Here is a 17,740-nt window from a genome sequence, read left to right on the forward strand (position 1 = left end):
TTTCCTTGCGGTTATGGACATGAGAAACGGGGAAGCTGGAACGGATTGCGAATACTGTTCGGCGCAAACTCCAGCGTGACCTGATAACCATCGACGTTAAACGTTGCCTGACGGCTCAAACTGCTGCTGCCGGGCGCGGTGCGCGCTTTATCAAAGAAGCGGTTCAGCGCCCATGAGCCGCTGGTCACCAGCGTCGAGGTGGTACCATCGGCCAGACCGAGTTGCATACGCACCTGATTGGTGCCGCCCGGCCCTGGCCAGCTCATCATTTGCACCGCCTGCGGACCGTGGCTGTAGCGCAACTGCTGGCCATCAACATCCAGCGTCAGGTTGAGGATCCGGTTGTCCATGCTGATGGTGCGCACCGTCACTTTAAATGACGGCGTGGTCGCGCCATTGGCAAAGAACGCGTCGCGGATCGATTGCGCCTGCTGGAAAGGCCTTAATAACCCTTCACTACCCGGCAACGTTTTGCCATCGATGCCGGGCATAAAACGCCAGCTGGACTGCGTGGTATCGACTTTATTGGTCAGGTTGTCACGGAAGAAGGTATCCATCATGCCGGTGCCCGGCGCGAACATACGCGCCAGATCGTCCGGCGTGACTTCGCTACTGGCGCTGCGAACTAGAGGATAGCGCCCGGCGATAGCCTGGCGGCAGAATCCGCCGACTTCCACGTTAATCCGTTTACGTACGTTATCAAGATCGCGGCGCTGGGTATCACTGCTGGCGCCGACCGCCATTTTGCTGAACATGGTTTGCAGGCCGCCCGGTAAGCGCCCGGCGCTGGCCTGCAGACGGCTAATCGCATCGCCGCCCGGCGGTTGCATACCGCTGTTGGCGGCATCCTGTACCGCGGTCAAGTAGCGATAAAGTTCGTCGATCTGTTTGAGGAAGTCGTCAAACACAATCGTTTTGCCGCCCTTTTCCAACGGCTGCGCCAGCTCGATCAGCGGCGCGTAGTGTTCGGTTACCAGCTGTTCCGGCGTCTGGCTAAGCGCCGCGCCCTGGGTTGCGCCGCCCTCATCATGGCGAAAAAGCGCTTCCAGCGTTCGGGTCGCACGGTTGCCCTGCTCGGCTGAACTTTCGCTTTTAACCGTATCCGGCTCAGCGCGCGCCAGGTTCAGCACCTGGCTCAGGCTGATAACCAGCCGGCGCAGCGGCGAGTTACTGGCGGAAAGCAGACGCGCGGTGTTGATCCGCGATGACAGATCGGCGCTATTGTTGAGCTGAATATCGGCGAGGAAGCGATCCCAGTTGGCGATAAAATCACGCATATAGAGCTGGCGGACGGCGTTATCGGTTTGCTGCTTATCTTCCGACGCGCTGGCGGCGCCCAGCACCCAGATATCATCTTCATGCAGCGCGCTGGTCACGTTATCGATCTGTTTATTGAACACCTGCCAGTAGCCATCTGGCGTGTACAGCCCGGGCACGCCTTCTGCGATCGGTGTACCGCTTTTACGCGAGAACACCAGTTCGCTCTGCGGCCCGCCGAGCGTCGCCAGCGAGACCGCTTTCAGATTGTCGTCATGCTCAAGCAGACGTTTCAGACGACCATACACTCTTGAGGAGAGCGGCTGCTGGTTAATCAACGCCCGCTCGCGGGCGATCAGCGCATCGTCTTTGGCATACGGCGAGGACTGGATTTGCGGTTCCAGTAGCTGGACCAGATGCCCTTCCAGCTGTCGTAGCTGCGCCTGCGTCACGTTTTGCGGCAGGTTGCGCTGCAGGTTAAGCATCACCCAGGAGAGTAAAAACTTGCCGTCATACTGCTTGGGCTGATAGAGCATTTGATAGGCTTTCAACGCCTCGTAGCTATATTCGGCGTCACTGCCATTGTCGTTGCGTAACCAGGTAGTGATACGCATGGCGACATCCGGTAGCAGCATTTGCTGCAGCGCTTTTTGATACAGCGTCTGCGAGGCGTCGCTGACATCATTTCCGCGATAGAGCCCCATCCGGCGGCTAACCGGCGGGTCGTTGACGTCAAAATCGGCGCTCTTCGGCAATTCCAGCAGGCCGTTGAGTAGCGGCAGCATGGCGAACAGATCGCGCTGCTCGGGGTTTTGCAGCGCCTTGCTCTGCTGCTCAACCTGCGGCACCTTCGCCGAGACTTCTTGCAGGTAGGCCTTGTTTTTGCCGTAGCTGGTCAGCCACAGTACGCATGAAATGATTAACAGCGCCGCGAGCGCCGCATAGCCTGACCAGATCGCCGCGCGGTTACGCAGTTCCCACCAGCGGTTCTGCCCGGCGATGCCGGCTTCCTGGAAAATCACGTTTTGCAGTAGGTTTTTAATGAAATAACTCTGGCCCTTGGCGCCGGGGATCGGCGCTTCTTTACTGACCGAGTCCCAGTTGTCGTTTTCATTTCCCTGCGGTAAAGACAGCGCGCGATTGAGTTCGCCCATCACGCGGTCGAACGGTAGCCCTTCCTGGGTGCCGCTGGCGAAATAAATGCCGCGCGGTGAAAACTCGGTTTCAAAGTTAGAGCGGGCAAAAACGGTACTAAGATAGTCCGCTAACAGCGGTCGCAACGCCGCAAACTCTTGCGGGAACAGCCAGGCTTCGGCGCGGGTTTTGGCATCATGCTCTTGCAGCATCGTATCCGGCAGCCCCGCTTCAAGCCGTTGTTGCAGTAACGCAAACTCCTGGGTAAAGCGGCCCATCAGGTCGAAGTCGGCAAGGCTTGCCTGCTCCCACGGGAAAGTGAAGCCCCAGATTTGATCGCGCTGCGCCTTGTCGTAACCGGCAAACCAGGCGCGGAAGCCTTTAAGCAGATCGGCCTTCGTCACCAGTACGTATACCGGGAAACGAATACCCAATTGTTCATGTAGTTCAGAGAGACGCTGGCGCAGATTAACCGCCTGCTGCCGCGAGGCCTCCGTCGATTGTGTTAACAGATCGGAGATACTTACCGTGACGATAACGCCGTTAATCGGCTGGCGGCGGCGGTATTTCCGCAATAACCCCATAAACTTCAGCCACTCGCTGGCGTCCTGCGCCTGCTCGCTCTCCTGGGTGGTATAGCGCCCGGCGGTGTCCAGCAGCACGGCTTCGTTGGTAAACCACCAGTCACAGTTGCGCGTGCCGCCGATGCCGCGTAACGCCGTTTTACCGAAGCGGTCGGCTAGCGGAAACTGCAGCCCGGAGTTGGCTAAAGCGGTGGTTTTACCGGAGCCAGATGCGCCAATAATCACATACCACGGCAGCTGATACAGATAGTGGGTGCTAAAGCGCTGGGTCCACTGACCATTACCGGTTTTACTGAAGTGCGCTTTTTTCAACATTTGCGCGGCTTCATCAAAGCGATCGGCGAGGATCTGGTCTTCGCTATTGAGGCGCTGCTGCGGATCGTTGCCCTTCGGTGTTTCTTCCTTCAGGTTATCCATCAGCTTGCGGTTGAGCCAGGCGTTGTACAGGCGCGGCAGAATGTGGCTTTGCGCCCAGATGAGGTAGACCAGCGCAATAGATATAACGCGGTTTTGTTCCGATTCCAGCGGCCTGGTATCGACAATCGACAATAGCGGGCCAATCATCCAGATGACGGCCGCCACCGCCGTGGCGCCGAGAAAACCCCACAGCAGCCGGTTGGTCAGTATGGAAAGCAGAAGTGTCAGCATCCTTAATTTCCTTGGGGCAATCCGTTCAGCTCAGCCCGGGTATTATCGGGCGACACCAGCAGAGTAATTTCCACACGGCGGTTACGGGCACGGTTCTCAGGAGTGGTATTCGGCGCGATGGGGTTCATTTCCCCTCGCCCTTCGGCTTTTACGCGTTCGGGCTGCGTCAGATGATTTTGCAGTTGTTTTTGTACCGATCGCGCGCGTTCCAGGGACAGCTCGTAGTTCGAGGCAAAGCGCGCGCTGCGGATAGGCACGTTATCGCTATAGCCGACCACCAGAATGCGGCCGCTGACGTTGTTCATCGCTTGCGCAATACGGTCAATGACTGGGTCGTAGCGATCGCGCACCACCGTTGAGGCCGAAGCAAAGAGCCCGTCGCCTTTGAGGATCACCACGCTGCGGTCCGCTTCGTCACGGACCGCAACCAGCCCTTCGGCAATTTCCGGGCGCAGAAAACCTCGCAGGTTAAGTACCGCCGGCAATTTTTCCGCCGGCTGAGCAATCGACGCTTCCGGCAACGGCGTCTGGTAAATTTTCGCCAACACCGGGTTGGTGGCATCGCCAAGCCGCCAGTTAAGAATGATATAGAACAGACAGGCGGCGAACCCCGCCAGCGCGACGCAGGCCCACAGCGGCACCACCGGACGCCACAGTTTACGCAGCACCGGGCGATCCTCGCCGTGAACCGATAACGGCGGCGCGTAGCCGCCGCGTACGCCGCAAATCATCTGCCAAAGGCGCTGTTTGATGGTTTCCAACTGCGTGCGGCCGTTATCCATTACCCGGTAACGTCCTTCAAAGCCGAGCAATAAGCAGTAGTTGATCAGTTCCAACAGATTAATGTGTTCACGCGGATTCTGCGACAGGCGCGCAAGCAACTGGAAGAACTTCTCCCCGCCCCAGGTTTCGTTATGAAAGGTCACTAAAAGACCGCTGCCCGACCAGACGCCGCTACTCCCCCATGGCGTCAAGGCCGCCGCCTCGTCCAGTGCGGTACACAGGCAGTAACGGGCGCCGACTATCACCTCGTAGGGTAACCCCGCCTGCTGACCGCGCACTTCAAAACGGCGGATTTCATCAATCAAACGCTGGCGCAAACCGGCCTGGTCATCGTGCGATACCGAATGACGGATCTGGGGGATCGCATTTAGCAATGGGTTGGCGGCCGTCACCAGGGGATTATTGCCGCTTACGCCATGGCTGGCAGCGGCCTGTTGTTCCTGCATCATCAACGCTCGCTTTCTTATTCCGACGGGCTACGGATAGCCCAAAATTCCATATCCAGGCCGGGGAACTCGCCTGCCAGATGCAGGGCGAAGGCGCCAGATTTCTCCATGTCGTTCCACAGCTCGCCGCCCTTCTCGACTGCAAAGTAGTTGTAACCGGCATGCCACGGAATTTGCGGCGGCGCGGCGGGCATAGCGCGCAGAATTAAACCCGGAAGCTGTAGTTGCACCAGATCGCGAATTTTGCTCACCGGCGCGACTTTCATCTGCGCCGGGAAGTGCGTTTGCAGTACATCACCCGGTACGCTGGCTTTAACCGCCAATACGAATCCGAAATCACGCACCATGCTGCTCTCAGGTACCGTCGCGATGTTCAACCCATGCGACCGTTCTATCAGCGGCAGCTGGATGGCGTTGTCTTCCATTACCTGTGATAACCCCTGGCGCAGCAACAGCATCAGTTTGCCGAAGCAGCTAGCGAGATCGTCATGGTCGTAAATCGGCAGCGCAGCATCCGGACCGCGCTGCGCCATCCAGGTCGTCAGCTCGGCGGCGAACGGCAGCCAGCTATTCCACAATGACTCGGGATGAACTAACGGCAGCGTTTTGAGATGTGAGAGATGGCCGAGATGGCGATTGACAAGCGCAAGTAGAGTGAACTCAATTAATTCGGAAGTATTAAAACGCCCCGGCTGTCGCAGCCGGCTGCCGATTTGCTGGCTACGCTGCGCCAGCAGACCATGCAAGTCGTTGATCATCGCGTAAATCAAAGGATGATTGATGCCGTTAAGCATCGGCGGGATATAGCCATTATCGAGTTTTACGGCGTTATCGTTGCGCTTTTCGGCGATGAACGCCACGCCGATGGCCGTCCACTCGGCGGTCAAATCCTTTTCCAGCATCAGGGTGAGCCGCGGGCGGGCAAACTGCACGGTGGCATCGCCGACCGACAGCGCATTGTCATCTTCCACATCCTGTTCAAACGCGGTAAATCGCGCCAGCGAGTCTTTTTCCTCGCTGAAGATAACCTCTTCCCGACCGCCGCGACGAACCGGCAAGGCCAATACGACTTTTTCCCCCGTGACGTTATCCGGGATTTGCAACGGCGCCGGGCCCTGACGAGCATCGCGAAACTGGAAGAAAGTTCCATCCGGCAGCAGGCCGCTGGCATAGCTCAGGGCAATGCACCCCTGACGCAGCATCGCATCATCAAGTTCAATCTCAAGAAAACCCCACAGCCAGGAGCGCTGTAATCCGCCCCATTCGCGAATTTGCGTTTGCAGGTAGCTTTCTGCCCGCTGAAAGTGATGCGGACGCAAAAACATGCCTTCGGTCCAGACCACCTTTTCTGCTTTATTCATACAAATTTCCTGTTAGGGCTCGCGCTATTGCTGCACGACGCGGATCCCGTTAACGTCAAGATATAAATTGGCTTGCAGTTGATCTGCCGACAGTTTCCAGAACTGCCAGAAAGGGGTTTCGCCAGGCGTTGGCAGAGGAAGAGAAATGCGCCACTTTTTACCATCCAGAGATTGGTATTCCGCCATCACTCCGATATAACGCGCCTCCGGCGAGCTTTGCCCGCTGAGTTTTTTTGCCAGTTGCCCCGGCATCAGGAAAAATTCATCGCTGTTCAGCAAGTTGCCGGCGAGAACTTTTTGCGCGTTATTTTGTAAGGAGTAGAAATCGGCGGACATGAATTCCGCATCGGATTTCAGCACTAACACTCTGACCTTTAATGGCGCAGAACGGTTAATTTGCGGGTGGGCCTGGAACTGAAGATTGTATCGGGCAGGGTCGCTGTGTGAAGACGAACCACATCCACTAACCAACGTAAAAAGAAACAAATAAAACGCCAGCATGACCTGGCGTAAAAGAGAGTTATTATTCATACGGTGTCGCTCGTAAAGGCGGGATTAATCCAGAATCCAGGTACCGTTATTGCCGTTTTTGCAGGCTTTGGTATTTCCGTCGACGCTCACGCAGGTCGCTTTCTTACGCGCCTTCGGGCGCTTCGACTGTTCGCGAACAGTTTTATCATACAGCTCACTTTTGACAACGGCATTGGCCGGAGCATAGCCAATTAAATTTTCCTGACCTTCATTGGCTAACGCTATCCAGCCGTCCTGGGCCTGTCCCAATGCAATATAATTAGCACCTGGAACTAATTGCACAATCACTTTGCCGCCATACCCGGCCTGGCTCATTACCGCGGCGGAATACAGCGCGCGATATTCTGCGTTAATCGGGGTAAATTCCGTTGGCGGAACAACAATATGGCGATGGGTCAAATTGACGCCGTTAACCTGCGTGGTTTCAATGGTGTCATCGGTAATTTGTGGCTTCGGCGGCGCTTCGCACCCTGCCAGTGAAACCGCAATCATAGCGGCTAAAAACACTCGCGTTTTCATATGCTTTTCCATTGCAATGCTATTATTTTCTTAAGGGTTATCCCTGCTTGAATAACAAGTCTGAATATCCTTAATCACTGTGCGTAAAAGGGTTCCAGCTGTGATATGGCCATAGCTACCGCACGAATCTTCACCGCAGCGGATCCCTTTATTACATTTCATTAACTATCACCACACAATTTTACAGATCGATCGAGTCAATTCAACACGCAATTTCGCCTCGTAGTTATGGGTGGTTAGCGTATTTAAATTTTTAGGATTAATCTCACTCACGCATTTAGCGCTGAAAGACGAACAATCGCCAAAAAAGTGTAATCCCAAAAACCATACAAAATAAAGTGTAATTTAACCATGTGATTTAAAAGATATATTTAATTATTTTGCAAATCGGATTTTTCATTCGCTGTGAATATGGAATAGTCTTAAAAAATATTTGGCGGCAAAATTGCCCACCAATCTTGGTAGGCTATTTTTATTGTCATCAGGTAATGCTTACACTGTAAAAACTCAAAGCGATATTTGACATTATTGCGGTGGGCTTCTAAAGGCAGATTACGCGAAGCAACTACAACAGCGAATAATGAGTTGAATCTTAGGAGGATGAAATGCAGGAACTAAAACGGAGCCTGATGGCCCCGTTGTTGTTTTAGTGATGATGATTCTTGTGGTGTTTATAGTATTCTTTCTCACGCTTCTTCGCGTCTTTACGACCGTCGTGATAGCCCTTCTCGTAGGCTTTACGCTGTTTTTTCTCTAGCTTTCGCCAGTGCTTGTCACGATATTCATAATGACGATGCCAGTAGTCTTTGTCACGCCAACGGCCGCCATCCCAGTAATGACCGTAGGAATCCCGGTCGCCTATCTGCAGTTTAATAGCCGGTAAAAGCGTAATCTCCTCGGCCTGGGTGACGATCGGTGCGGATGCCAGCAAAACGGCGGCCAGCAATAATATTTTTCGCATCGGATTCTCCTTAGCTGTGCGTCTCGTAATATGTTGTAACACAACTGACCAGCTAATTATCCAGGTTAATTCTGCTTTTTCAGCTAACTGCTGAGAAAGGTTGTCGTTAGTTCTGCACGTTACGCGTACGGATAATAGACAAAATGCGTTTTATTTTTCTTTGCATCGGAGCGCGGCTTGCCCTGGTGGGGGAATCATAAGACAATGTGATTTTTCAAGCGTCTACATGCCTACGGGAGTAATGATTATCGCTTCTCGTCGCCTTCTCTCCGTCACCTGCATGACCCGGCTCGGCGCGGTTGCTGCCGCCGTATTGCTGCTCGTGACTTGCACCAGTAAAGCGCCAAAATCGCTGGTGAGCGCCAGCAAACCGCCCGTTACGCAAAAATCGGCAAAAAATCAGCAGCCAGTACGCGGCGTTTGGATCACCACGGTTTCCCGTCTCGACTGGCCCCCGGTGGGTTCAATTATCGCCAGTAGCCCGGAAAGCCGCATCAGCCAGCAGAAGCTGGCGCTGATCGCCAAACTCGACAATCTGCAACGCCTGGGCATCAATACCGTCTTCTTCCAGGTCAAACCTGACGGCACCGCGCTGTGGGATTCCCACATCTTGCCGTGGTCAGACATGTTGACCGGCAAAATTGGCGAAAATCCCGGCTACGATCCGCTGCAGTTTATGCTCGATGAAGCGCATAAACGCGGGATGAAAGTTCACGCGTGGTTCAACCCGTATCGGGTATCGGTTAATACCAAACCCGCTACCATCGCCGAGCTTAACCACACCCTGACTCAGGTCCCCGCCAGCGTATTTGTCCTCCACCGCAACTGGATACGCACCGCCAGCGATCGCTTTGTGCTCGACCCTGGGATCCCGGAAGTCCGTGACTGGATCACCAGTATCGTGGCGGAGGTGGTGCAAAACTATCCCATCGATGGCGTGCAGTTTGATGACTATTTCTATACTGAGACGCCGGGATCGACGCTGAACGATAATCAAACCTATCAGCGATATGGCCAGGGTTATGCCTCGAAAGCCGACTGGCGGCGTCACAACACCCAACAGCTGATAGCGCAGGTCTCACAGACCATCAAGAAACTCAATCCACAGGTTGAGTTTGGCGTCAGCCCGGCGGGGGTATGGCGTAACCGCTCCCACGATCCGGCCGGTTCTGACACCCGTGGCGCAGCGGCCTATGACGAGTCCTATGCTGATACCCGCAGTTGGGTACAACAAGGGCTGTTGGATTATATCGCGCCGCAGTTGTACTGGCCGTTCGCCCGGGACGCCGCGCGCTATGATGTGCTGGCTAAGTGGTGGGCCGATGTCGTGAAACCCACTCACACCCGGCTCTATATCGGCGTGGCGCTGTATAAAGTCGGCGAACCGTCAAAAAATGAACCAGACTGGATGGTCGACGGCGGCGTGCCGGAGCTGAAAAAACAGATCGACCTCAATGAAACCACACCGGGTATTCAGGGGACGATTCTGTTTCGTGAAAACAACCTTAACCAGCCGCAAACCCAGCAGGCGGTTCAGTATCTGCAGCAGCGCTGGGGTAGCTAATTCCGGCTAATCATCCTCCCCGTTGTCGCAAACGGGGAGTTTCTGTTTTCCGCATGAGAGCGCGGGAAGGCAGATTAAACCGTCAGTTCCTCCACCACTTCCGCTACGCTCTTGATCCGCTGAATACTGCCGATGCCGGTTCCCAGTGAAATGTAGCCTTCGTCAGTGTTGCCCTCCAGCATACCAATTCGCAGGCCGCGTAAACCGCCCATTTCCGCGGCTATGGTTTCATTACTGGCGCCGGATTTATCTAACGCCACCAACCTGGCGGCTAATTTACCCGGCAGCGAACGATAGTAATCTGGCAATGTGCGAAATAGCTGCAAATCCAAGCCGTTAGCTTGCACGATCATCTCTTTCACCGATGGCGGCACGCGGCTCTCGGTGGTGCTGATAAACACGGAGCCGGCAAATACCCCCTGCGCGCCCAGCGCGTGGGCCGCTCTGGCGGTACGCCGGTCGGTAATCCCGCCAGCCGCCAGCACCGGCACGCGCTTCACCGCATCAACAATCAATGGCACGATTGAAAACGTCCCTAGCGCCGTTCCCGGAAGTGTTCCGCCTTCGTCAAAGCCGGTGGCGACGATAACATCAGCGCCCATCTCCTCAGCCTCGCGGCTGTTTTCCGGCGTCGGGTTAATATCACGATAGATAATGTTGATCCCGGCCTGCTTAAGCGTGGCAAACAGCGAGGGAATGATAGCTCCTTGACCATAGCCGGTATAAACCACCGCTTTAACCCCCTCTTCCTTGACTACCTCTACAATCGGCGGCGTCCAGATATCGTTTTCAACCGTCGGAATGAGATTTACAGCGAAAGGTTTCTCGGTGAGTCGTTTCGTTTTACGGATCTCTTCACGCATCTTTTCTGCCGTTTCCTGCGGCGTCGAGACGGCGGTTTGTGCGGTTAAACCCGCGTTCGGCCCTAATACGCCAAGCCCGCCGGCATTACTGACTGCGGCGACTAATCGGGCGTCGGTCAGCCAGGATAGCGGCCCCTGTATCACAGGTTTTTCAATACCGAGAATATGGCTAACAGAATGGTTTTGCATGATGCGGCTTCCTTAGTTTGTTTTCTGGCGCTTAGCGCTGGGATGACGCCACTGTAGGCCGCTTTATTGTTGGGAAAAATAGTAAAAGTTATCCTTCACTGTTATTAAATAAGTAATAATCAAAGTGAAATACGATGTTGTCATCGGAGCACATTGGCACAAATGAACTTAAATCTGTTTGAATCTATTAAGATTTTTATCGAGATTATCGAGTCTGGCAGCTTTACGCGCGCCGCCGAGAATCTGCAGATCCATCGCCCGGCGGTCACGAAAGCGCTACAGCAGCTTGAGCAGCACTGCGGCGTTCGGCTTCTGCAGCGTACCACCCGACAGATCCACCTCACCCCTGATGGCGAGGCGTTTTATCGTCGTAGTAAACCTCTGCTGGCGCAGGCCGATGACCTTATGGAGTCTTTCGCCCCGCAGCGTCCGCTACGTGGTCAACTGCGCATAGATATGCCTATCGCCCTGGCGAAGTTAGTGGTCGTGCCGAATCTCCCCGCCTTTTATCAGCAACATCCGGAGATTGAAATTGTGCTGAGCAGCTCCGACCGGCGGCGGGATATGCTTCGCGAGGGTCTCGATTGCGTCCTGCGCATTGGCGAGCTTGAAGACGGTGACTATATCGCACGTCATCTCGGTACCGTCGGTATGAAAACCTGCGCCAGCCCGGCCTATCTGGCGAAATACGGCGTTCCCGCAACCCTTGACGACCTGCGGCATCATCAGGCGATCAACTGGCTGAATAACAGTAATCATCAGACCATGCGCTGGGTGTTTCAAACTGACGCCGGGCAGCAGAACATTTCGCTAGCGGGTAAACTGGTGGTGGATAATTCAGAGACTTACATCGCCGCTGGCCTTGCTGGACTCGGCATTATGCAGGGCCTGGATCTTTTCCTTCACCCCTGGTTGAAAAGCGGCGAGCTGGTTGAAGTCCTGCCGAATAATCCGGTTCCTTCCAGGAAGTTATCGCTTATTTATCCCCATCGTCATGTATCGCGCAAGGTGCGCGTCTTCGCCGAGTGGCTGGCGACAATGTTATAGGAATACGGATAAAATAAAGCCCGGCGCTATCTGCCGCCGGGCATGAATTAAGGTGCGGTAAGTTCATCGTAGAGCGTTCGCAAACGGCTGCGAAGAAACAGCACCGCTTTGTGTTTACGCGACAGCCACGCCTGCTCGCTAGCGCCGCTCTCTGCCGCCAGCTCCCTGTAGCTATAGCCCTGCAGCTCGGTTTTCTCGAAGGCTTCACGCTGCAGCGGCGGCAGCTCCGCCAGCGCCTCGGTTAAAGCCTCCCACAGCAGTTCTTTAAGATAGGCTTCCTCCGGCGTCTGCGCGACGCCAAACAGCGTTTCCGCCAGCTCATCCTCGGCAAAGCCGCCATCGCCATCTTCATCAGTATCGAATGTTAATGGCAACTCGCGCTTCTTACGCGACCGGTCGGTCATTTCATTACGCGCCGCCCGGAATAACCATGCCGCTACGTTCTCCACCGGTTGCTCGACCTTCATCAGTTGCAGGGTGACTTCCTGCAGGATGTCATCGGCATCGTCACGTACGGCGGTTCTACCGCGAATAAACGCGCTTAAACGCGCACGACAGGCGGCAAGCGCAGACAGCAGCCGTGATTCCCCCGCCATCGCGTTGTTTACCTCGTTCACTCGGCATCCGGCGCTTTCGCCGATGGGTTATCGTCAGTAGGTTGCCCACCGCGACGTTCATGCCAGCCGCAACGGCCGCGATGTCCGTGGCGGCCGAAACGTTGGGCAAACTCCTCTCGCTGCTCCGGGGTCATGGTCATCCAGCGTTCATGCATGCGTCGACGCGCCTGCGCCATACCAAACATACCGCGATGAAAACCTAAACCGCCAAACAAGATACGGCACAGCGCCAGTAATCCCAAAGCCTGCCAGAAACCGATGCTTTTCACCCCGAAGATAGCTGGCAGCAATGCGTTCCATAGCGACATCACGACCAGACTCAGCACCACAACAATCACCGCGCCGATAATCAGCGGCCGCGCCATTCTGTGACGTCCAAAACCCTGGTGATGATGCCCGTGTCGTTCAAAATCTCTCATCGTCAATTACCTCATAAAAATGTATGTATCGAGGTAGACGAATCAGCGAAGAAAATATTGCCAATAAAAATGAAAAAAATAGCGCAATCATGAAAACGGGTAATATCACTCAGAAACTCATCGCTAAACCGAGGCCATACCCTTCGGTGTTATTACCGAACATATAGCGGGCCACCAGTCGGGTACGGGTGATAAATACCGGATACTGGCTGCTGTCGAGTTCCAGACCAATGCCGAGCGAACTCAGGCTATCAAAGCCGAGTTCACCGCGCTGGTCGCCAAGATAGATAGTATGAGCGCCTTCCAGCACGTAGCGCACCGGGCTTTTCAGCAGCGTCCAGTCGGCTATCGGCGCGCGTCGACGAAGGTAGATACCCAGATTTTCGGCGCTGGCCTGCCCCTGGACCGCTTCTGATGTGCTACCGAAAGTTTGCAAATTCATCGCGGAATAGCGCGCTTCTATGTCAATATCCTGCGTTTTGGAAAACATTTCATAATCAAGCATTAACGACCCGCCCAACCCGTAAGCGTTCAGTCGCCCACCATCGAGGAAGCGAATATCGGCATCCGTTTTACGTTCGAGCGCCCAGCGACCAAGACGCGCATCACTGGCCATGGTGCCCAGCATCAGATTGAAGATAGGCCGTAGCACCAGTTTTCCGCCCCATCGGTCCTGATACAATGGAAAGTCCCAGCCGACGCCGCCGGTAGCGGTCAGACTGTTCCATTTGGTGGGAATGGTACGGCTCCGGGCGCCATCGCTGACCACAAATTGCGGATCGTAGCGACTGTAACCGAGGGTGCCTTCCAGATAGAGCGGAAAATCCTCACTCAAGGTGGCGCCGCCGCCAAATTGCGTGAGGGTTAGTTCGTTTTTCTCATTCGCGCCGGAACCAATATTCAGATCGCTGGCGGTAACGTCAGGTACCACGGTGTAACTCATTAAGGTGAGCACCGCATCCGCGCGCTGCTTTAGTCGACTGCCGTCGAGGGCATAGCCTGCCTGGCTGACTAATAGCACCGCCAGCAGTAGCCAGGACGCGCGCGGAACGACAAATACCATGGTCTGATGCTACCTCAACGGGGGGATTCGTTTGATTGAGTATAGCCAGCAGCGTCCAAACGTTAGTTATTTTTCAATACGCTGCAGCTGAATGGCATCCGCCTGCTGCGCTTTATCAGCGAGCTCCTGGAACTGCTGCGGAGAATAAAAATTATGCGGCGCTGGCAGCGACTGCATATCCTGCCCCGGATGGATTTGCAGTTGACCCAGTTCCGCGAGCGTAAACCCGGCAACTTCCTTTGGCATCGTCAGGCGATACGGCGGCGTGCGTTCAAAAGGAACCGGCGTTGGCAGGCGATTTTCGCTGAGATCGTAATTCCGCTTCAGCACCAGAAATTTATCCGGCACTCGCCGTTTACTGTTCCACCAGTCGCCGTCGACTTCACGGAACATCCTCTCGGTCTCACTTTGCGGCGCGACCAGCAGTTTGACCAGAGCCTGTTTTAACGCCGCTTCCATCGCCCGGTTATAAGCATCGACTGAACCGGCTTGCCCTTGCAAAATGACGTTAATCGCCAGGCGCGCGCCAAGCAGATTGGAATAGAGATCTTCCGGTGAAAAGGCGGAAATTTCTTCTGAAAAACCCGGAACCGACTGGAAACCATACCATTGGGCGATCTCATGCCATTGCGCAATTTCGAAGGCCAGATGGCCGGCAAGCCAGGCGGCAATCGTATATCGCTGCGGCATTGAAGCCGGCGGCGTAAAGGCATTTAACTGGACGCGGCGTACGCCCAGTTCCTCGCTATAAAAGATGCGTCCTGACTGCCCTAGCGTCGGGTAAATTCGGCTGAATAAATAAAAGGTGTAATCAGCGGTATCACGCACATGGGCAATATCAATAAAACCGCCGCGGCGGGTATAAATAAGGCCATTGTGCTCATCGCTTAAGCCAACCAGATTTTTGACCGCGCCGAGCGCGCTATCGTTGTAATGATGTTCACCTAAGGTATCGAGCGTCAGCACATTACCAATCTGATAAACCGGGATCGGCACGCCAATGGCGCGCACCCGCAGATCGAAACCGAAGGCGCAGCATGGGCGCAGCGATTCCGGCGGCGATAATTCACCCACTACCGGGCTGACATGGTTAACGGGAATCGTCGGTAATACCGGGTCCTGGGCAAATACCGAAAAAGCAGCCGCCAATAACCACCACAAACTCTTACGCATCAAAAGCGTTCTCCATGACACAAAAACAGCGCGCATCATACTCGCCGATGGCTACACGCCGTTAAGTCAAAAACGGTATTCACCGGCGACAAAGAAACTATTGCGATCGTTAAAGCCAAATTCGGTCAGAACGTTGAAGTTACGCGTGATTTCGTACTGGGCGCCGATCAGCATATTCCATGGTGAAGTGAGTTTCTGTTTGACATCAAACTTGCCGTCGCCGTCTTTATTGACCGCGGCAATCAATGGCTGCAGCTGTGGCGGCATATGCAAATCGGCCAGGTTGCCTTTAAATTCCTGCTGCACATCCTGATACATACTGCCGACCCACACGCTGAGATGCGAAGGGCCGGAAATCCCCTGAAGGTTGAAGCGATAGCCAACGCGAGGTGACACTGTCACGGCAGAAATACTGCCGTCGAGAATATCGAAATCGGTGCGGGTGTAATTTGTATCGACGAGGGCAAACCAGTTCTCATAGCCGCCAGCCAGCGTGAACCCGCCCCCCCAGGTGGTACCTTTGAAATCGAGAACAAAATCGATATTTTGCAACTCGCCACTTTGATTAAGGTTATGCACTGTGCCGGCGATGATGCGATCCAGGCCGCGGTATTGCGTTGGGTCGGCATCGACCGACACATTCGACACCGACGAACCGCGGGTGTGGCCTAAAATCCCGTAGACATTAAGGAACGGAAATACCCACATATCGAGACGAAGATTCTCGGTTTTGCTCTTCTCCCGCGTGTGCCCGGCATCTATGGCGAACATATCGCTGGGGATCGGATGGTTACCCAGCTTCAGTCCGGAAAAGGTGATGCTGTCGACCATAATATCCTGGCGCATATTCATATAGCTGAGATTGACGCCAAATGGCAGCGGGATGGAATAACCGCGGGCGCGGGCTTCGTCTCCCCAGATGGGAAAGTAGCTATCACTGTCGTCACTTTCCGCCGCACAGGCATTCCACACGGCGCCAGAGGTCAACAGCAGCGTCATGACGGTTATTTTCCATCTCATTTTTATTCGTACCTTTACAGTCCGGAACCCACGTTAAAATAGACCGCCTGTTCGTGTTCGCTAAATGCGACATCGACGCCGGTAAATAAACCATACTGACGGGCGACCAGATAACGAAAACCGGTGCCCCACGCCACTTCGGTTTGCTGCCACAGCGACCCCGCCTCATCGCTCGCACTGCCGATACCGACAAAACCTTGCAGGATCCAGCGCGGCGCAAATTGCCAGGCCAGTTGCGTCTGGGCGACAGCGACATAATCGCCCTGATAGCGAAAACGCGAGATGCCGCGCAGTTCGATGTAAGGCCGGGCCATTGGCGTTAGATGCTTGTCATGATGAGTCAGCGACTGATAATTTGCCGCCAGCGCCAGGGTTAAGGTCGGCGCCAGCGGGATAAAGTATTTACCATCCAGCGACAACTGATTGTAATGATAGTCGCCGCCGAGAAGAGCGCGGTAAAAACGGTACTCGCCCTGCAGTGATAACCCTTTCTTAGGGTAGAAAAAATTATCAGTGGTGTCATATTCCGCCACCACGCCCAAGGCCGAAGAGGTGCTGTTTTCCCCCAACACCCGCTGCCACACCTTGTTGATCAGCTGATTGTCCGCGGTTACATCGGTGTGCGCATAGAATTGCGAGGCGCCGAGAAAAACCGGTGAGTCCCCCACGCGGAACAACAGCTTTTGCAGACCGCCAAAGCCTTTGGTATGGGTTTGCACTGCCACATTTTTGTTAAACCCGGCAATGTCACCCGAATAGATATCGAGATTGACATTGGCGTAGCCCGCGCCAACCAGATAACGAATACTGTCATGATTCCAGGTATGACGATGCGCGGCGCCGATGAACCAGGTACCATTTTGCGTCCCACCGCCGCCGAATCCGGTCAGCGCCGGTGGAATAAAACGATCGCCCTCGCGGGAGCCTTTACCATGCAGAAATAAACCAAACAGACCGCCGCCGTAGCCGATAGCCGGTTCGGTAATCATCACCGGCACCGGCAAAAAACCGTACGGGTTATCCTGCAGATACTGGCTCATATCGAGCATGCCATCTTCAGGGTCGAACAATTGGGCGGCACGAGACGCGCCAGGCGCGAGAGCAAGCATCAGTAAAAGAGTAAGGCCTGCCAGCTTCATGCGGTCTCCAGCACTGACGCATTCATAAGGGAATATTAAGGGAATGAGCTAAAAATATATCGTAAGCCCTTGTTCTTCGCCAACTTACCCTCTCCTTACTTTGCTTATTTTTGGATAAAAAAGCGTGGTTAATCACACAAATTGATAAATGTTATTTATCGTTCTGGTTCATGACCATTAATAAGTGACAGTGTCACCATGTGCGATGGTTTTTAGTTCGCCGCCGTTGTAATCAAAAAGTGAATGACGTATAACATGTCGCAACCGAGGGGTGTCCCGTGAGGGCTGAGATGGCGTAAAAGCCGAACCCTTTGAACCTGATCTGGGTCATGCCAGCGAAGGGACGGGTCGGCATGTTCGCCAGTTTTCAGTTTTGCCTGTTCACACTTCTGCACGCCCGGATCTCCCCCTATTTTCAGGAG

General features: G+C 54.5%; 15 protein-coding genes and 1 riboswitch. Of the genes, 2 read left to right on the forward strand and 13 right to left on the reverse strand.

Translation table 11 applies throughout. From position 1 onward, the window contains the following. Window positions 1-11 precede the first annotated feature (11 nt). From tssM to ABLU80_RS04450, 6 genes are all read right to left on the reverse strand, one after another. Complete coding sequence (gene tssM, locus ABLU80_RS04425) at window positions 12-3,623, reverse strand: type VI secretion system membrane subunit TssM (RefSeq protein ID WP_048230895.1); 3,612 nt, start codon at window positions 3,621-3,623, stop codon at window positions 12-14. 2 nt (window positions 3,624-3,625) lie between these two features. Then, entirely contained in the window at window positions 3,626-4,852 is a 1,227-nt protein-coding gene (locus ABLU80_RS04430; RefSeq protein ID WP_161799899.1) for a DotU family type VI secretion system protein, read from the reverse strand. 17 nt (window positions 4,853-4,869) lie between these two features. Then, the gene (gene tssK / locus ABLU80_RS04435; RefSeq protein WP_015366554.1) at window positions 4,870-6,213 is read right to left on the reverse strand and encodes a type VI secretion system baseplate subunit TssK; all 1,344 of its coding nucleotides are present in this window, start codon (window positions 6,211-6,213) and stop codon (window positions 4,870-4,872) included. Between the two features lie 24 nt (window positions 6,214-6,237). Beyond that, entirely contained in the window at window positions 6,238-6,744 is a 507-nt protein-coding gene (gene tssJ / locus ABLU80_RS04440) for a type VI secretion system lipoprotein TssJ (RefSeq protein ID WP_015366553.1), read from the reverse strand. 24 nt (window positions 6,745-6,768) lie between these two features. Beyond that, the gene (locus tag ABLU80_RS04445) at window positions 6,769-7,263 is read right to left on the reverse strand and encodes a hypothetical protein (protein ID WP_015366552.1); all 495 of its coding nucleotides are present in this window, start codon (window positions 7,261-7,263) and stop codon (window positions 6,769-6,771) included. Between the two features lie 646 nt (window positions 7,264-7,909). Further along, entirely contained in the window at window positions 7,910-8,224 is a 315-nt protein-coding gene (locus ABLU80_RS04450) for a DUF2502 domain-containing protein (RefSeq protein WP_015705463.1), read from the reverse strand. A 280-nt stretch (window positions 8,225-8,504) separates the two neighbouring features. On the opposite strand from ABLU80_RS04450, the gene ABLU80_RS04455 reads away from it, so the two are divergent. Beyond that, window positions 8,505-9,788 carry a glycoside hydrolase family 10 protein gene (locus tag ABLU80_RS04455; RefSeq protein WP_162872090.1) on the forward strand — a complete coding sequence of 428 codons (1,284 nt, stop codon included), beginning with the start codon at window positions 8,505-8,507 and terminating at the stop codon, window positions 9,786-9,788. 74 nt (window positions 9,789-9,862) lie between these two features. Here the strand turns inward: ABLU80_RS04455 and ABLU80_RS04460 are convergent, their stop codons facing one another. Next, window positions 9,863-10,840 (reverse strand): nitronate monooxygenase, encoded by a 978-nt coding sequence (locus tag ABLU80_RS04460; protein WP_213794022.1) that lies wholly within the window; start codon window positions 10,838-10,840, stop codon window positions 9,863-9,865. A gap of 162 nt (window positions 10,841-11,002) precedes the next feature. Between ABLU80_RS04460 and ABLU80_RS04465 the strand changes: the two genes are divergently transcribed. Then, entirely contained in the window at window positions 11,003-11,887 is an 885-nt protein-coding gene (locus tag ABLU80_RS04465) for a LysR family transcriptional regulator (RefSeq protein WP_047038477.1), read from the forward strand. 47 nt (window positions 11,888-11,934) lie between these two features. On the opposite strand, the gene ABLU80_RS04470 is transcribed toward ABLU80_RS04465, so the two are convergent. The 6 genes from ABLU80_RS04470 to ABLU80_RS04495 form a co-directional block, all read right to left on the reverse strand. Further along, window positions 11,935-12,483, reverse strand: a complete 549-nt coding sequence (locus tag ABLU80_RS04470) for an RNA polymerase sigma factor (protein WP_015366547.1) — start codon at window positions 12,481-12,483, stop codon at window positions 11,935-11,937. A 17-nt stretch (window positions 12,484-12,500) separates the two neighbouring features. Further along, window positions 12,501-12,923 carry a hypothetical protein gene (locus tag ABLU80_RS04475; RefSeq protein WP_026612304.1) on the reverse strand — a complete coding sequence of 141 codons (423 nt, stop codon included), beginning with the start codon at window positions 12,921-12,923 and terminating at the stop codon, window positions 12,501-12,503. Between the two features lie 109 nt (window positions 12,924-13,032). Further along, a complete protein-coding gene (locus ABLU80_RS04480; protein ID WP_348849760.1) occupies window positions 13,033-13,986 on the reverse strand; it encodes a hypothetical protein in 954 nt (317 codons plus the stop codon). A 66-nt stretch (window positions 13,987-14,052) separates the two neighbouring features. After that, a complete protein-coding gene (locus tag ABLU80_RS04485; protein ID WP_045366070.1) occupies window positions 14,053-15,159 on the reverse strand; it encodes a DUF4056 domain-containing protein in 1,107 nt (368 codons plus the stop codon). A gap of 66 nt (window positions 15,160-15,225) precedes the next feature. Then, window positions 15,226-16,179 carry a hypothetical protein gene (locus tag ABLU80_RS04490; protein ID WP_047076422.1) on the reverse strand — a complete coding sequence of 318 codons (954 nt, stop codon included), beginning with the start codon at window positions 16,177-16,179 and terminating at the stop codon, window positions 15,226-15,228. 14 nt (window positions 16,180-16,193) lie between these two features. Continuing rightward, window positions 16,194-17,318, reverse strand: a complete 1,125-nt coding sequence (locus tag ABLU80_RS04495) for a BamA/TamA family outer membrane protein (RefSeq protein ID WP_015705471.1) — start codon at window positions 17,316-17,318, stop codon at window positions 16,194-16,196. 257 nt (window positions 17,319-17,575) lie between these two features. Continuing rightward, a riboswitch (TPP riboswitch) is annotated at window positions 17,576-17,679 on the forward strand. The last annotated feature ends 61 nt before the right edge of the window (window positions 17,680-17,740 follow it).

The organism is Klebsiella sp. CN_Kp104 (assembly GCF_040064515.1).
GTDB lineage: Bacteria > Pseudomonadota > Gammaproteobacteria > Enterobacterales > Enterobacteriaceae > Klebsiella > Klebsiella aerogenes.

What these genes read in the sequence shown, in the direction of transcription:
- ABLU80_RS04460 (WP_213794022.1), bottom strand. Translation starts at nt 10,840, where the DNA reads ATGCAAAACCATTCTGTTAGCCATATTCTCGGTATTGAAAAACCTGTG.
- ABLU80_RS04495 (WP_015705471.1), bottom strand. Translation starts at nt 17,318, where the DNA reads ATGAAGCTGGCAGGCCTTACTCTTTTACTGATGCTTGCTCTCGCGCCT.
- tssK (WP_015366554.1), bottom strand. Translation starts at nt 6,213, where the DNA reads ATGAATAAAGCAGAAAAGGTGGTCTGGACCGAAGGCATGTTTTTGCGT.
- ABLU80_RS04455 (WP_162872090.1), top strand. Translation starts at nt 8,505, where the DNA reads ATGACCCGGCTCGGCGCGGTTGCTGCCGCCGTATTGCTGCTCGTGACT.
- ABLU80_RS04490 (WP_047076422.1), bottom strand. Translation starts at nt 16,179, where the DNA reads ATGAGATGGAAAATAACCGTCATGACGCTGCTGTTGACCTCTGGCGCC.
- ABLU80_RS04430 (WP_161799899.1), bottom strand. Translation starts at nt 4,852, where the DNA reads ATGCAGGAACAACAGGCCGCTGCCAGCCATGGCGTAAGCGGCAATAAT.
- ABLU80_RS04475 (WP_026612304.1), bottom strand. Translation starts at nt 12,923, where the DNA reads ATGAGAGATTTTGAACGACACGGGCATCATCACCAGGGTTTTGGACGT.
- ABLU80_RS04450 (WP_015705463.1), bottom strand. Translation starts at nt 8,224, where the DNA reads ATGCGAAAAATATTATTGCTGGCCGCCGTTTTGCTGGCATCCGCACCG.
- tssJ (WP_015366553.1), bottom strand. Translation starts at nt 6,744, where the DNA reads ATGAATAATAACTCTCTTTTACGCCAGGTCATGCTGGCGTTTTATTTG.
- tssM (WP_048230895.1), bottom strand. Translation starts at nt 3,623, where the DNA reads ATGCTGACACTTCTGCTTTCCATACTGACCAACCGGCTGCTGTGGGGT.
- ABLU80_RS04470 (WP_015366547.1), bottom strand. Translation starts at nt 12,483, where the DNA reads ATGGCGGGGGAATCACGGCTGCTGTCTGCGCTTGCCGCCTGTCGTGCG.
- ABLU80_RS04480 (WP_348849760.1), bottom strand. Translation starts at nt 13,986, where the DNA reads ATGGTATTTGTCGTTCCGCGCGCGTCCTGGCTACTGCTGGCGGTGCTA.
- ABLU80_RS04445 (WP_015366552.1), bottom strand. Translation starts at nt 7,263, where the DNA reads ATGAAAACGCGAGTGTTTTTAGCCGCTATGATTGCGGTTTCACTGGCA.
- ABLU80_RS04465 (WP_047038477.1), top strand. Translation starts at nt 11,003, where the DNA reads ATGAACTTAAATCTGTTTGAATCTATTAAGATTTTTATCGAGATTATC.
- ABLU80_RS04485 (WP_045366070.1), bottom strand. Translation starts at nt 15,159, where the DNA reads ATGCGTAAGAGTTTGTGGTGGTTATTGGCGGCTGCTTTTTCGGTATTT.